The organism is Desulfospira joergensenii DSM 10085, from assembly GCF_000420085.1.
In the GTDB taxonomy this organism is placed as follows: Bacteria; Desulfobacterota; Desulfobacteria; order Desulfobacterales; family Desulfobacteraceae; genus Desulfospira; species Desulfospira joergensenii.
On record NZ_ATUG01000001.1, the window covers coordinates 2,163,863 to 2,179,184 of the forward strand.

Sequence of the window (15,322 nt, forward strand, 5' to 3'; positions counted from 1 at the left end):
CACCCATAAAGACCTCGGTTTTAATGAACACTCTGGGAAATACTGTTTTTCGTAAAGATAATTCATGTATTCTATGAGAAACCATCGTCTTGATCAATGAAAATTTATTTTTTAAAAGGGATTGCTTCTGTTTTTTTTGGGATTCGAGACCCCCTTGTGATGATTTCAGCCCATCTTAAGACCATGAGGATTTAAAAGAATAAGGAAACTGCCATGGTTCTGTAAAAACTCCGGGCAAAGGCGGAAAGATCAGGGGATGTCCACCGAGGTCTGGCCCGGGCTTTTAATGGTAATCACCCCGCCCCAGATGCAGTTCAGGGTGGAGGTATCGTTCAGGGCCGGTTGATTGGCGATGAGGACCGTGGGAGCTCCCGGAATCCAGGGGGATGCCGTGGCCGGGACACAGGGCGCCGGGGTCGGGGTATACACGCCTAACGCAGCCGTGGTGGCGGCGGATGTGGCCGCTGCCACGGCCGGATTCGACTGGGTGTTGCACATGCCGAAGGTTACGATGTTTTTTCCCGGGACATGATCCATGATATTGGCTGCCGGCGTGGTGGTCATCACCCTCTTTTCCGGGGTAACCACCAGAGAAGAGGGCGCGGTTCCGAAACTGCACTGAAGCATGGCGTCGGCACAGACTTGTTTGGCCATTGATTTCTCCTTAATTGATCGATCATTTCCCTCTTAGGGAATCAAAGCGCTGCTGCGCATGACCTTTGTCTGGGCAATATCAAAATCTCCGGCGCTGTCCGCTGAATAATACAGCATCACATTCTGGCGCGGGGGAAATGTTAATTCATCATCATATCTGCCCCCGGCGATTGTCGGGCTCTCTATCCGGTGGCCCAGGCTCAGCATGTGACCGACTTCATGGGCAACTGTGGCCCCGTAAGACCTGCGACCATTTGTGGTAGACATATCATTGGTCCTTTCTATAATTGCCATACCGTTCAGGTCGTTGGGCAGTCCGCTGTTACATCTATAGCCGGCAATCACCTTCATGGTGACGGTCCTGGCCGCTCTGTCCGGCCGATTCCCGGAAGGCTGTATCCAGGAGGTAGAGGGTGTGCCGTTCTCCTGGAAATTCCAACGATTATTGGCAGAAGTGGAGCTTGGATGTTCAGGCCATTTAAAAGCAAAGCCCAGGGCATTGCTCAAGGTGGAGCTTTTTAAATAACAGAAATTCATCACTCCGGCGCGATAATTGGCCTGGAGCCATATGCTGTTCCAGGGAGCGTTCCGGGTCTGGCCGGAAGGGACGGTGATCGAATAGATGCCTGTTGTTCCCGAGGCCGTAACCGCAAGGGGGGGGGCGCCTCCTCCGGGCCGGGCCGTGTTCCGTGTGGCATTGCTGTCCAATTGCAATTGTATGCCGCTCTGGCGCAAAAACATATTGGCCACTTCCAGCTGGCACCCGATATCGGCCGGTGTCACCGTGGGTCTGTGCCGGTTGGGATCGTCTGCCGGGCCCGGCGGGCCCTTAAAAATATTGAAACGGCAGGGTATGGTTTTCAAAGGTCCCAGAACCGTCCGGAATTTTGCACATTCCTCACCTTCAAACTTCAGAGTAAAAACCACGTCGATATCGGCGGAAGTGGTGCTTCCTGTGCCGTAAACCTGAACCGTCCGGCCATGATTGTCATTGTTCAGAAAACGAACCCGGTTGGCAGGCTCTGCACTCCATTCCAGCCGGGGATCATTGGCCGTAAACCCCAAGGTTCTGGGCCGGTAATAGGTCACCTTCAACTTGGCCGTATTGGTTGTGGCGGCCTGGGTTTCGGTGAGTATGGGAATCCAGCTGGGATTTTCTATGCCGTTGACCGCATCGCCCGGGTGAAGGCGGGCTCTCCCGGCGTAGGTCCTTGCAGGGGGCGCCGTTGTCGGGAAGGCCGGCCTTCGAGGAAGTCCGGTGGGCGGAACCGGTAAAACCGGACAGATTTCGATCCTGGACAGCCTGACACGTCCGGAAACCGTTGTATATGTGACGCCGCCCCTGTGGCTCCGGGTGGCAAAGACCGTATCCGGAGGATGAATGGCAAAATCTCCCTGGGCACGTGCCTCGATCCTGTAACGGACCGTATAATGCCGGCAGGAATTTTCATATACATCCTGCCGGACATGTAAAATATCCCGGCCGGGAAGTTCAAGCACCTGTTTGAACTTATGCAGGGTGCTTCCAAGGGATCGGTTGCGGATGCGCCTGAGTTTGACGCCCCGGGTTTTGATTCTGAGCCGTCTTAACCCGGCTACGGTGATATCGCAGGTCCAGCCCAGGGGTTCCAGGTCAATGTGCATGGTCCCCTCCCTTGTGTCCACTTGGGCGGTCTGTTCCTCGAGTCTCCCGAACCGGTGTTCTCCCGCATCAGCGATAAAACGGAACCTCCCTGAAGTTCTCCTGCCCGAACTCCCGTGGAGCTCTATGCGAAGAAAAGTAACACGAATCTGTTCATCAGCAGGCATTTTTCATGTCTCCTGTCAGGCTATTTCGAATTATTGGCCTTTATTTTTCCTTTTGTTCTCCATACAGCATTACGCGGGTCTCAACAGCCTGTTTCAAATTCAGGGGAAGATCTTTAACGGCCAGGGCAATCTCTGCGATTTCCATGAGTTTGTCTTTTGCCTGGGGGTCAATTTCATTGGGATTCGGCGGTATGGGTATGTTTATGGGTGGATACCAGGTTTCTTTAAAATCAAAAATGATCCGAATCCATTCAAATGTCATGTCCGGGTCTGTGCCGGTCTTAATGACCCGTTCAGCGACTTCAAGGAAATGCAGGTCATCCCGATGGGGAACGGCATAGGTCAACAGCCAGAAACTTTTATCGGACTGCGGATAGGAAGGATCCGTCACCATGGTCTCAAATAATTTCATGGCCGGTTCAGTGGCGTTGGTAAAAAGGGCTTCCACCACCAAAGGAGAGGAACTGTTTTCAGGATCGATCTGTCCGGTCCAGAATTCCATCACAGGTTCCGGTACGGGCCTTATCTCGGCACAGGCAAGGATCAGCATTTCAACCCGGGCCAGACGGGACAAAAAGACCCTGTTCCGGGTCAGCCCGATGAGAACCTTCCTGGCCTCGGGACTGGGATTTCCCCCAAGGGTTTCCAGTATACCCGTGATATTGAGTGTTTCAGGAGGGCTCTCATAATCTTTCACAGAATCGAGCCGGCCGAGAAACGATTCATCCCCGAGGAGTTCGCCCAGCAAACCCAATGCTTCGGGACTCTCTTTGCCGGAGATCTCCAGGGCGGCCCGGCACACCTCGTCAGGGTCGTTGCTGGTTTGAAGTATCATCATATTATCCGCGTCCATGTCTTTCTTCCCTCCATTCACACTGGGTATACCCATTACTGCAATAAGACCCAAACATAACCCCATGATCCTGAGCACCTGTTTGATTTTTTTTAAAATTTTTATCTTTAAAACAAACATCCTGGTTTTATTCCTTTTCATGAATAGATGCCGGGTGCTGAAAATGGTATTATGAGAAGGCCGGTGTCCACATTCTTCCCAGTAAAGGGTTCAATCGGTTAATTCAAGCACTTTATTTTTAGTCGGATCATCCAGCTCACCTGAGATCTCAAGTTCATGGGTCTCCTGAAATATTCTCAATACTGTCTCAAAGGATTCTGTCATTTCATTTAATTGATCGCCGCAATCAAACCCAAGGTTGGAAAGCCTCCGTTTCATCCCGGCGATTTCATCGGCAGACCCCAGGGTTCCCAGTCTCAGGGGATAGGTCTTTTGATCCGGTTCATTGGGGTTCATAATCAACTCGCCCTGGCTGGCATTGGGGGGGATGGAGATCTCTAAGAAGCCGTCCCCGTCCGTCATTCCCTCAAAAGGTTCGCCGTCGACGATCAGGGTAAAAGGGCAGTCGCACCAGGGCTCTTCCTCTATTTCTGCTGTCTCATGGGGCTCTTCAAACTGCGTGTCGGCCTGGGAAGAATCTTCCTGGGCTGTGCTCTGTTCCCCGGTGGGTTCGGAAACCGCGAGTTTGAAAATTTTCAGTTTTAATTTGGCCGGAACTCCTTTTTTACGGAACCGGTGCTTCTGTTCTGTGGCACCGGATTCTTCTTTTTCCTCTTTTTCAGGAATGATAAGGGTATCATCCACTTCCAGATGATTCATCTTTTTTCGTTTCTGTTTCAAGTCTTCATTGTGATTCCAAAGCGTATCCGGGGAAAAACCATGCTCAAATGCGATGCTGGACATGCAATCCCCGGACTTAACCTTATACTCTTTACCGGCCATCAGATCTTCTCCCATGCCTCTTTATCAAGGTCAGGAAAACTGACCTTGCAGGTTCCGGGTTCTACGCCTTCGATCCTGGCAAAGCCTTTTTCATCCAGGGTGCCCTGGGCCACGGTATCGTCGGGCAGGGTTATTTTGTACTTTTCCCCGGGTATGGGTTTATCATCCTCCCCCACCATCTCGATCTCTATCCAGGATTTTTCTTCTTCGGGTTTGTGAGGCTTGGTTTCCTCCTTGCCGTACTTGCCCTGCTTTTTTTCTACCTGCTCGGCTTTGATCTTGGCCATTTTGCCGGGATCGGCAATGTCCGCATCCTCTGCCTTGTCCGGCGCCCCAGGTGAAACAGCGCTCCCCGCCTTTCCGCTTTTCTTGGCCATGGTGATTCCCTTATCAATTGATCTTTACGGTTCCGCCAGTGATCTCTGTTCCGGCACTGCCGGCAATCGATACGTTGGTCCCGTTGATGGTAACATCCCCCCCGGTCTTGATCTCGATGGAACCGGATTCAACGGCGATGTAAGACCCGCCCACGCTGAGGGTGATATTTTCCATGCCCTCAATAACAACATTTTTGGCCTTCAGGTAATAATCCCCTGTGGTCTGCTCCGAGTGACCGGCCTTGAATACCTCTATTACATCCCCCTTGACCGTCAGGGACTTGCTGCCCCCCACCTGCTTGGCCTCCTTGCCCTTGACATCGAGATGGCGGTCGCTTTCGATCTCCTCCATGTGATCACCGGTCACGGTTTCATGCCGGAAATTCTCCACGGTTTCAAACTTATCGTTGGTGACATGGAGGTGCCGGTCATTATCAACTGTCTCGTACCGGTCGTTGCCGATCCTCAGATCAAAATTCTTCTGGGCATGGATAAAGATCTGTTCCTCACCGGCCTCGTCCTCGAACCGGATCTCGTTGAATCCTTCACCGCCTAAGCTGGAGCTTGACTTGAACGTGGTCTTGGTCTTTTCATCGGGCAGACTGTAGGGCGGGGTGTTGACCCCGTGGTAGACCTGGCCCGTGACAATGGGCCGGTCCGGGTTGCCTTCGATGAACTCCACGATCACCTCGTGGCCGATCCGGGGCAGAAACACGGATCCCCAGCCCTGGCCGGCCATGGACTGTGCGACCCTGAGCCAGCATGAGGTGTTTTCATCATATTTTCCTTCCCGGTCCCAGTGGAACTGGACCTTGACCCGGCCATGCTCGTCGGTGTAGATCTCTTCTCCCCCGGGCCCGACGACAAAGGCCGTCTGGACCCCGTCAATCACCGGTACAGGGGTCAGGCGCCGGGGCCTGTAAGGCAGCGAGTTGTCCATGCACTCAAAATGATTTTCATAGGGCCGGGTTTCTTCTTCCCGGACCTGAAGGCCGCTGAAATAGGAGTCTGCCTGGTCTGCCTTGTGGAGTACCCGGGTGATCAGGTATTCCTTGTCGTTCCAGTCCTCCTGATAAGACTCCTTGAGTTCAAAAACAGAACCGCTGGAAAACAGAGTGCAATTGCCCTTGCCGCTCAAAACAGAGATACGGGCTTCCTCTTCTTCCATGCGGAGGGATGCCTGGTTGTCGCCGGCCTCCCTTTTGGCATATCTTCCCGGATAATGATACCGTTCCCGCTCTCCGGGTCCCAGGTTGTTTGTGGTGTCATAGGTAACTTCCAGATCGGTATCCGGGATCTCAAAATTATAGTCCTTTAAGGTGTACTTCCCCGTTTTGATCCGGTGCGCCATTTTCAGGCTTTCAATGGACTCCTCTTCTCCATCGGGTCCCCGCTCTCCCATCTGAAACCGGATCTCCCCGTCCCCATCGTCAATACAATAATCACTGGACGGACTATCCTTCATGACCATCCGGTGCCTGCCGTCTGCGTGTTCAAAAAAATAAAAGATGCCCTCTTCTTCCAGGAGCCGGGAAATAAAATTAAAATCGGTTTCATTGTATTGTACGGTGTACTCTCTTTCTTCATAGCCTGCGGTTTCAAAATCCATGAGGTAATCCGTAAACTCGTTGTCTGAAAATACCTTTTCAAGGATTTCCGGGACATTCATCTTCTGGAATATTCTGGAGTCGGAGGTCCGGGTCAGCAGCCAGAGGCCAGGGACCATGACCGCTGAATACCGGAAAAGCTGCTGTCCTTCAAGACCGGGCTCATCCCCTGGGTACTCCTGGGTAAAACTCGATATCAGACCGTTAAAAAACCGTTCCCCTCCCTGGGCCGGGGTAAGGGAAATGGTCACGTTCCGGCCGATAATGTCCTTTACGGGAATGGACTGCTGTTCAGAGAAAAGCTCAATATCGAACCGGAACATCTCCGACACGGCCTCCTGTCCCCGGAACCTGGCCAGGAGCAGGATGTCTTTGCCCAGGGGGGTGTGGATTGAAAAACGTTTATTGTCCTGTGTTAGCATGGCTGCCCCGTTTATTGGTTACTAAAAAAACCCGTGGTGCATAAGGAGCGACCGATAGACAGCATGGCGTTCCATGGGTTCTCCCCGGAAGTCACTTGTTCGGAATAGCTTTGCAGCATATTCACTCTTTTGCCCCCGTCGGGATGGGTATTATCTGCCGTTCCCAGTTCATGGGCCAGGGAAGGAAATTCAATTTTTATCACATGGGCCTTAACCCTGAAAAATGTATAGATCAGATGAAAGGCGATCAGGTCTGCTACGTATTCCCCCCAGAAATAATCATATTTACCGGCCACAGGAGGCTTGACAAGCCCGTGCCTCTGAAGCCACTGGAGGGTCACCACGTGGGACATTTCATGGGCAATGGCGAAAGAGGTCACGGAGTTGGAACATTGCAATGCCCCATGGGTCAGATAGACGAAATTGGGCGCGGCTCCTCCGTCTAACTGCCCCCCGGGTAAAAAGGTCAATTGATTCGGCATTTCATTTGTTACATACTCTCTGGTCCAGACTCTTCTGTAATCCTGAAACAGCTGCTGGGCGGTATTTTCATTCATATTTTACTCCTTTACAAACGGGGAGTCCATTACGTCCATGCCGTGCTGCAGATTCTTCCGGAGATTATCTATAAATAAATAGACGCCGTTTACGAACTTTATTTTAACGGAGTTCCTGTCATATTTAATGAGAATGGATCTGTCTCAACCGAATCAAGGATTGCCTTCCGCCGGAAGAAGATCCTTGGTTCACCGGCCTGTCCTTTAAATATTGGTATTCTGCTCAAGGTCGTATGCAGCCGGAACCTCACCGGCCCCGCCGCCGCCCGGACGGGCCTGTTTGGTGTATACGGTGGAGAGTTTGCCGTAATTAAAGGTAACCGATTCCGTGGGGATCCCGCCCCCGCCCCCGCCGATGCTGACCGAAGAGATGATCACGTCTTCCATCTTGTATTCCATGTACTTTACCCGTTTCTCTCCGGCGGCCCGGTGGAGCCTGAGAGTTACCTTGGCGATGTGGGTGCCGCTCCAGCAGGCTTTGTTGAGCAGAGGGGAGGCGGAATCCAGCTCTTTTACAACACTGAAATCCTGAAAATCTGCCCGGGCAACAGAGCCGCCGCCCGATGAACTGGCCGTCCCGGAAGCCATCTGGGAAACCCCCCAGTTGTAGGAAAGAATCTCGATCTGATCCTTGTATTCCTTGTCCGTGCTTTCGCCCTTGATTCCGTCAATCTCTAAAAATGCGTCTGAAGCCATGGATAAATCCTCCTAAAGATGATTAAAAAAACTGCATTACCGGTGTTGTCTTATCTGAAAAACAATGGTTGAAAACAACCATCCATTCGTATTGCATTTTTTTCTTTTCCCCGGTCCGGCTGGAATATGGGGCAAGGGGATGAAAACCGGGTTTTTAACCAAAGGATTTTTCTAAAACGTTCAGTAGAATTTATATAAAGATTCTACGGTATTGTCAATCAGACTGACCCGGTCCTATCGAAATAATTTTTTAAATAAGGAACCGGATTTTTCTTTTGCCGGGGCTGCGGCGATTTCCCGGGGCGATTCGTCATGTTCGGGTTCTTCCTGGGAAGGAAGGCTTATCTCGGCCATGCGGCCCCCCTCTATGAACTGGAAGCCGGGTCCGCCGGGGGTCAGAAAAAGCCTGTCCCCGGGCATCAGCGGGGACGGGGAAACAGCCTCCCGGCCGTTGATCCGCATCTGGTTTTGGCCGGTGAGATCCTTTACCCGATAGCTTCCCTGGCTGAAATAAATTTGAACCTGGGGGCCGGAAACAGCCGGGTGTTCCAGGGTAAAATCGCAGTCCCCCCGGGACCCCATGGTAATGGGCAGCTCATTAAATGATTTTAAAACGGCGCCGTACTGGATGACCAGGGGAGCCTTTACGGTTTCAGGTCCGGGAGACTGGGGCGGCGGGGGCTGAACGGTTTGTTGCGCCGGGGGGGGAGGCGGAACCGGAGGTTCCTGGGAAAAGACCGGCTGGAGCGGCGGAGACTGGGGGATTGGCCGGGGCCGGGCAGGCATGGCAGGAGTTGCCGGGGGTCGGGGATTCTCATCCACCGGCGGATTCGGTTGAGGCGGTTCCTGAAGCGGCGGCGGCTCAAGGACGACCGCTTCCGGGACAGAAGGCCGGGGCTCCGGTGCAGGGGCGATCTCTCCTTCCCGGGTTAAAAAACTGATCTTGGGGCCGCCTTCAGTGAAAAAGATCACATCCCCGTTTTTCAGCCAGGTTTCCGTGATTCTGGTGCCGTTGACAAAGGTCCCGTTGGTGCTGGAGTCTATAATTTTAAACCGGTTTCCCTCCCGGATGATGCGGGCGTGGTTCCGGGAGATCACCACAAGATCTTTGGGGAATTGGAGATCGCAGGACGGATGGCGGCCGATGGCGATTTCACTGCCGCCAAATTCCTGGATCCTGCCTTTCATGGGGCCGTGGATATGAACCAGCTGGACAATAATGGACAGGGGTTGTTTCATTCCTGGCTGCCCTGCTTGATGGTTTCCAGCCTTTTGTACAGCAGTTCGGCTTTTTTCAGATTCGGAGCGACATCCTTATACTCCGGATCGATCTCTTTGACCATTTTCCATTCTTTAATGGCCTTTTCCAGCTGCTCTTTCCCGAAATAATGGATCCCCAGGTTATAATGCTTTTCCTTATAGGTGGATTCGCACTTTTCAATATAACCGGGACATTTTTCACAGGAGGAATCCTGGACCAGGGCAGATTCAAAACTGGCCTTTGCCTCAAGGTACTCTTCCCGATTAAATTGAGCCAGTCCCTGCTGAAAATGGGAATCAAAGAGCAGGCTGCGGATATCCTGGCTCTGGGGGTCCTCTTTTTGTGCCGTCTCAAACAAAGGGATGGCCTGGGCATATTTTTTACTATTGAAAAATTCAAGGGCCTGATCATAGGATGACGGAGGTGCCGGTTCTTGAACCACGGCTTCTTCTTCCGCCGGCTCTTCCGGTGCGGCCTTTTCCTCTGGTACAGCCTCTTCTTCAGTTAGTACCGCCTCTTCTTCAGCCGCGGCTTTGTCCGGCTCCTCTTCAACCTCTTCCGGAGCGGCCATCTCCTGGGGTTCCGGTTCCGTCTTGATCGTTTCATCCCGGGGCGGGGGTTTTTCGGCCTGAATCTCCAATGCTTCCTGGTAGGCATTGTCTTCGGCCTGGGTTTCCAGGGATTTGAGATACTCCTGGTGTCTGGCTTTCAGGGTGGAAAGGGTGAAGCCCTGGATGACCGGGATCTTCAGTTTCTGCCCGACCCGGACCTTTGTAACGTCTTCCAGGTTGTTGAACTTGCCGATGATGGGATATGTCTTAAAGTCCCCGTAATAGATTTTCCCGAGAATGGAGACGCTTTCCCCATAGGCAAGTTCATGGACGATATATTTATCTGTTTCCTCGGATACGCCGCCGGGGGTGAGCTTTGCCCGTGCCTCCTTGTGATCGGGCCAGTTCTGGAGGGCGCTCAGATACTCTTTGCGTGCAGCCTCATATTTCCCCTGTTCATCCAGGGCCAGACCTTTGTTGTAATGATCCTGGGCCAGATTCCAGAGGACGGCCAAAACCTTTTTCCTGTGCCCGGCAGCGACTTCATCCTTCGGGTCAACGGTCAGGGCCAGTTCATACTGCTCCAGGGCCTGGGTATAGAGTCCGTCCAGTTCCAAAGCCTCTCCCCTTACAATATGATCCTGAACCAGGACGGCTTGCTCGGTTTTGGATTTGGCCGGAGCCTGCTTCTGGGAAGAGGAGACACATCCCGAAATCAGAAGGAAACTTAATAATAGGGCGATTCCTGTTTTATAGATGTTCATAGTCCGGTCACTTTAATGAAAGGTTATTAAAGATTTTCAACCTGGAAATAAACGATTCCATGTCCTTTTTTAATATCATATCCCGTTTTAAAGCAAGGGGATTCGAAAAAAAAGGATTGCCGCCCCGGTCCACGGTCACGGAGATTCTGTACCCGGCGTCCCGGGTCATCTCCATGAGTTTTGGATTATACCGGCCATAGGGAAAGGAGAAGATAAAAGTATCCTGGTTCAGTTTTTTGTCCAGGATCTTTTTGGAGGTGAAGATCTCTTTTTCCAGTCTTTTCTGAAAAGCCTCCCGGGTTTCATCCTCCTGGATCTTGGTCAGATCGCTGTGGGCAACGGAATGGGATCCGATTGTAAAACCATTGGCTTTGAGTAACCGTAACTCATCCCAGGTGATGGCTTTTTTCGAAATTCCCACGTAATCTGTATAGACGAACAGGGTGGCCGGGAACCCGTATCGTCTCAAAATCGGCCAGGCAACATCATAGGCGGACTTGAATCCGTCATCAATGGTGATGAGAACGGCCCGTTTGGGGATCTGGCGGCGATATTCCAGAAAATTCAATAGATCTTCCGGAGTGATGGCCCGGTATCCATTCTCTTTAAGGTATTTCATCTGCTCCTGGAAAAGCCCGGGGGAGATATTCATGGAAGAGTTGTCGCCGGGCCCGAATCTATGGTAGCAGAGAATGGGAACCGTTTGATATCCGTCTTCATAGAGGCCTCCCCTGTGTTTTTCCTTCAAAGGGATAACGATAAAATCCCCGCTTGACGCCGAGTCATTGGCATCTTCAATTTTCCAGACCTGATTTTCATCGCCCAGATGGATCCGGGCAAGATCGGCAAAAGAGGTGTTTTTCTCCGGTTTACACAGGGCATACCCCTTTGATTTATAGAATCGGAACGATTGGGGCACGGGCTCAGGGCCCTTGGTCGCACAGGCGCCAAGAAAAAAAATGGATAAAAATACCAGGACAGCATGTTTCATGATTTCCCCGATTCAAACCCGGCCGGCCCAGGCCGGCTTTTTGTTCTTCCCCATTTTACTCATACCATTTCCCCAGGATAATACAATATTTTTCTGGTTCCGGCGGCGCCAAACAGCCAAACCGGAAAACCCCGGTTTTCCACGGCCAAAATCCCCTTAATATATAGAGATGCTTGACATCAACCCGTTTTTTATATAGGTCAAACCCTATAATAGATTTCGGCCTGTTTACCCGATTCAATATCCGCTAGAACTTCCAACACCAAGGTCAAATCGCTCACAAGGGGGGATAGTGCATGGTGACAAATGAGGATCCCGTCCACAAGCTTTCCGGAAAAAAATTTATTCTCTGCCTGGCGGCCTGGTTTATTGTCTGTATCATTTTCTATATATTTGTCCATATTATCGAAGGCCGGCGCAGCCAGGCCCTTATCAAAAAAGGGGTGGCCATATCAAAAGACATCTCGAGCCAGTCCGGCCTGCCCCTTTTGGAGATGAAAATAGATGCCCTGGGCCGTCTCATTGAAGATGCGACGAAAAAACCCGGGGTGGTTTTCGCATCCATCATTGACCATAAAAACAAGATCATCGCCTATACCGACCAGAAGCAGCTTTTTACCCTGGACCGGAAAAAGAACGGCCGGCTTGAAGGGGTGAATTTCTGGAAAATTTCGGGCCGGGACCATCAGAAAGTGATGAATTTTTCTGCGGATATTACATTCTCCGACACCCGGGTGGGGGAGGTTTTCATCTCCCTTGCCGCGGAGAAAATGGGGACCCTCCAGAGACCCTTCCTCTTCTTTGCCCTGCTGTCTTTGGCTATCATCCTTTTCAGTTTCGGGGTTGGCCGGTACAAGGACTGCCTGCTGTGGTGGAGCGGCAGACAGACAAAGCTAAGTTCTCCTTCTCCCGGCTTTTCCGGCTTTGGCAAGGATTACGAATTCACATGCCCCCTATGCGGCAGCCCGGGGGAGTTCTCTTTGGACTGCTGTCAAAAATCCGACCTTAAATCCCTTGTTATTCTGAAACATCCGTCCGGCGCCGGCAAAAAGGTAAACCTGAAAGACCTGTCCGATCTTGAGGAACTTACCTGGTTTAAAAATCGTATCATTTCCCGGTGTGCCCGGGTTACGACAACGATCCTGTCCCGGAAAGAGTAATGGCGTTTCATTAATTTGGAGAAACCTTATGTCATCCAATGAGAAAAAAGCAACCACCATCACATGGGCAAAGAAATTTGCCACCAAGACCCAGACCGGGATGTTTAAAAACCGGTTTTTAGACCGGAATAAAAAACCCCTGGCCACCTATGTGCTGGCATTTTTCTTTATCGCCCTGATCTGCCATATCTCCATCCGGAATAGCCAGAAGGCCTTTGAACAGGCCTTTTTTGAAAAAGGGATCCAGGCAGCAAATACCATGGGCGAAAAAATCAGTTCCCCCCTGCTGGAAAATGACGTTCTGACCCTGAATGTTGCCATCGGAGAACTAGATAAAAAAAACCACCCGGTGTTTGCCGCGATCCTGGATCATGGCGAAAAGATCATTGCCCACAGTGACCCCAATGTCATTGGCAAGCCCTTTGTTTTCCCGGACAAACCCGAGCCCATGGAAGAGGCGGACGGGATTTCAATCGACCGGGCATCCTATAAAGGAGCCCCCATCGTCTCTTTTACAAAGGAGGTCTTTTTTTCAAAGATAAAAATCGGAAAGATTATTTTCGGGATGGATGCCCAACTTTTGGACGGGCCCATGAAAAAATACGGTACATGGATCCTGGGGGTCTGGGCGGCCTGCATCATCGGGTTGGGTCTGGCCGTTCTCCTGACGGACCGGTATCTGAAAAAAAGAAAGGCGCGGGAACTGGAGGAATTTAAAAAAGCGGAAACCGTGGGGCCCTACAGGCTGACCCGGAAGATTGCCCAGGGGGGCATGGCCGAACTCTTCCTGGCCGAATATGCCAGGCATGACGGGTTCAAACGGACCGTTGCCATCAAAAAGATTCTGCCCCACCTGGTTGAAAACCAGGACTTTGTGGACATGTTCATCAGGGAGGCAAGGCTTGCCGCCCTTCTCCAGCATCCCAATATCGTTCAGATCTTTGATCTGATCAAACTGCACAATGCCAACTTCATTGCCATGGAATTTGTGGACGGAAAAAACCTGGCCGAAATCATGGCCCATGAAAAAAAAGGGCTCCCCGTTGGACTGGCCACCTTTTTGATTCAAAAGATCAGTTCCGGGCTCTATTATTCCCATACCCAAAAGAATGCAGACACCGGTGAACCCCTGAACATCGTGCACAGGGACGTCAGTCCCCAGAACATGCTGATCTCTTTTAAAGGGGAAGTCAAGATCAGCGATTTCGGAATCTCCAAGGCCCGGTCCGAACCCAGCCTGACCCAGGCCGGCGTGGTCAAAGGGAAACTCTCCTATCTTTCACCGGAGCAGGCCCTGGGAAAGGAGACCGACCACCAGGCCGATCTATACGCCCTGGGGATCATCTTCTACGAGATCCTTTCGGGAAAAAGACTCTATAAATTCAACAATGAACTGGAGGCCCTGACCAACCTGCCCAAGATGGAGATCCCGCCCATTATCAAAGTCCGGGAGGACATCCCGGATGAACTCAACACCATTGTGATGAAATGCCTGGAAAAGGATAAGGCAAAACGCTACCAGTCGGGCAAGGAAATCAACGATGAACTGGCCGGGTTCAGAAGGCGGCTCAATATTTCCTATGATGAGTCCAATCTCGTGGATTTCATGGCAAAGAGATTTAAATAAAATGAAAAATTTTCTTTTATCGGGCAGAACCGACCTGGGGCAGCGCAGAAAAAGAAATGAAGACACCATCTTCATGGATCCGGACAGGGGATTCTGCCTTGTTGCCGACGGAATCGGGGGCACGGCAGCCGGACATATCGCCAGCCAATTGTTTGCAGACTCGGCCCGGAACCTGTTTTCCGCCATGCCGGAAACCGAGGATGAAAAATATGAGCGGGTCCAGAAAATATTTTTGAATGCCAACGACGCCATTTTGGACTATGCCGGGACCCATGCCGGCTGCGAGGGTATGGGATGTACAGCCGAGCTGCTTGTCCTGGCCGGGAAGCGTTTCATTCTGGGCCATATCGGTGACAGCCGGACCTATCGTTTCCGCAGCAAAGAATTGAAACAGCTGACAAAGGACCATTCCCTGGTCCAGGAACAGCTGGACCAGGGTTTGATCACCCCGGAGGAGGCCGCCCATCACTCCTTTAAAAACGTAATCTTAAGGGCCGTGGGCATAAAGAAAAACCCGGCCCTGGATGTTCTCCGGGGCAATCTCTTTTCCGGGGATATCTTCCTTCTCTGCTCGGACGGCCTCACAGACATGGTTTCCGATGATGCCATAAAGACCCTTCTTGGTTCCAAGGCTGATCTGGAAGAAAAGGTGAACCGGCTGGTTCAGGAAGCAAATGCCAACGGGGGAAAAGACAATATCTCGGTTGTTCTGGCGCAGATTCTGTAGCCTGAGAATTGGGATTCTTTTCCTGAAAGCGAGCAATTCGTAAATTATGTATTGGTTTTGAAGTGGGAAGTTAGATCCAACAATTATAGACATAATGTGGGGTTTTCAATTCCTCAACAATCCTGAAGAACAGACGATTTTAACGTTGCTGCCAAATAAGCGGTTTATCCGTCTTCATTTGGATTGTTGTAATCTATAATTCAATTATAAAAGGGTGTTGAAACCGTTCAAATTTCTGTTTCGTTATAGGTGCCCCACGCGTTTGTAATTCTTTTTTCCAATGTCAGATTGTCCGGCTTTTACCGTAGCAATATCTGGTTTTGT

At 51.3% G+C, this 15,322-nt stretch carries 14 protein-coding genes; 3 read left to right on the plus strand and 11 right to left on the minus strand.

Annotation, left to right across the window (positions count from 1 at the left end; translation table 11 throughout):
* Nucleotides 1–249: 249 nt before the first annotated feature.
* The 11 genes from F608_RS0110985 to F608_RS34660 form a co-directional block, all read right to left on the minus strand.
* Complete coding sequence (locus F608_RS0110985) at nucleotides 250–654, minus strand: DUF4280 domain-containing protein (protein ID WP_022665689.1); 405 nt, start codon at nucleotides 652–654, stop codon at nucleotides 250–252.
* A 33-nt stretch (nucleotides 655–687) separates the two neighbouring features.
* On the minus strand, nucleotides 688–2,463 hold the full coding sequence (locus F608_RS0110990) for a hypothetical protein (RefSeq protein WP_153307483.1): 1,776 nt from the start codon (nucleotides 2,461–2,463) through the stop codon (nucleotides 688–690).
* A 40-nt stretch (nucleotides 2,464–2,503) separates the two neighbouring features.
* On the minus strand, nucleotides 2,504–3,316 hold the full coding sequence (locus F608_RS0110995; protein ID WP_153307484.1) for a hypothetical protein: 813 nt from the start codon (nucleotides 3,314–3,316) through the stop codon (nucleotides 2,504–2,506).
* A 210-nt stretch (nucleotides 3,317–3,526) separates the two neighbouring features.
* Complete coding sequence (locus tag F608_RS0111000) at nucleotides 3,527–4,273, minus strand: LysM peptidoglycan-binding domain-containing protein (RefSeq protein WP_022665692.1); 747 nt, start codon at nucleotides 4,271–4,273, stop codon at nucleotides 3,527–3,529.
* On the minus strand, nucleotides 4,258–4,635 hold the full coding sequence (locus F608_RS34655) for a hypothetical protein (RefSeq protein ID WP_022665693.1): 378 nt from the start codon (nucleotides 4,633–4,635) through the stop codon (nucleotides 4,258–4,260). Before F608_RS34655 ends, F608_RS0111000 begins: the two co-directional genes overlap by 16 nt.
* A 13-nt stretch (nucleotides 4,636–4,648) precedes the next feature.
* Entirely contained in the window at nucleotides 4,649–6,664 is a 2,016-nt protein-coding gene (locus tag F608_RS31520) for a type VI secretion system Vgr family protein (protein WP_022665694.1), read from the minus strand.
* A gap of 11 nt (nucleotides 6,665–6,675) precedes the next feature.
* On the minus strand, nucleotides 6,676–7,221 hold the full coding sequence (locus tag F608_RS0111015) for a M48 family metalloprotease (protein WP_022665695.1): 546 nt from the start codon (nucleotides 7,219–7,221) through the stop codon (nucleotides 6,676–6,678).
* Nucleotides 7,222–7,425: 204 nt separating this feature from the next.
* On the minus strand, nucleotides 7,426–7,917 hold the full coding sequence (locus F608_RS0111020; protein WP_022665696.1) for an Hcp family type VI secretion system effector: 492 nt from the start codon (nucleotides 7,915–7,917) through the stop codon (nucleotides 7,426–7,428).
* 234 nt (nucleotides 7,918–8,151) lie between these two features.
* Nucleotides 8,152–9,156 (minus strand): FHA domain-containing protein, encoded by a 1,005-nt coding sequence (locus F608_RS0111030; RefSeq protein WP_022665698.1) that lies wholly within the window; start codon nucleotides 9,154–9,156, stop codon nucleotides 8,152–8,154.
* Entirely contained in the window at nucleotides 9,153–10,493 is a 1,341-nt protein-coding gene (locus F608_RS0111035; RefSeq protein WP_022665699.1) for a tetratricopeptide repeat protein, read from the minus strand. Before F608_RS0111035 ends, F608_RS0111030 begins: the two co-directional genes overlap by 4 nt.
* A gap of 7 nt (nucleotides 10,494–10,500) precedes the next feature.
* A complete protein-coding gene (locus F608_RS34660) occupies nucleotides 10,501–11,484 on the minus strand; it encodes a polysaccharide deacetylase family protein (RefSeq protein ID WP_022665700.1) in 984 nt (327 codons plus the stop codon).
* 296 nt (nucleotides 11,485–11,780) lie between these two features.
* Between F608_RS34660 and F608_RS0111050 the strand changes: the two genes are divergently transcribed.
* The 3 genes from F608_RS0111050 to F608_RS0111060 are packed head-to-tail and all read left to right on the plus strand — an operon-like array spanning nucleotide 11,781 to nucleotide 14,998.
* Nucleotides 11,781–12,644 carry a hypothetical protein gene (locus F608_RS0111050; RefSeq protein ID WP_022665702.1) on the plus strand — a complete coding sequence of 288 codons (864 nt, stop codon included), beginning with the start codon at nucleotides 11,781–11,783 and terminating at the stop codon, nucleotides 12,642–12,644.
* Nucleotides 12,645–12,672: 28 nt separating this feature from the next.
* The gene (locus F608_RS34665; protein ID WP_022665703.1) at nucleotides 12,673–14,271 is read left to right on the plus strand and encodes a serine/threonine protein kinase; all 1,599 of its coding nucleotides are present in this window, start codon (nucleotides 12,673–12,675) and stop codon (nucleotides 14,269–14,271) included.
* 1 nt (nucleotide 14,272) lies between these two features.
* Nucleotides 14,273–14,998: a Stp1/IreP family PP2C-type Ser/Thr phosphatase gene (locus tag F608_RS0111060; RefSeq protein WP_022665704.1), complete on the plus strand. Its 726-nt coding sequence runs from the start codon at nucleotides 14,273–14,275 to the stop codon at nucleotides 14,996–14,998.
* Nucleotides 14,999–15,322: the final 324 nt, after the last annotated feature.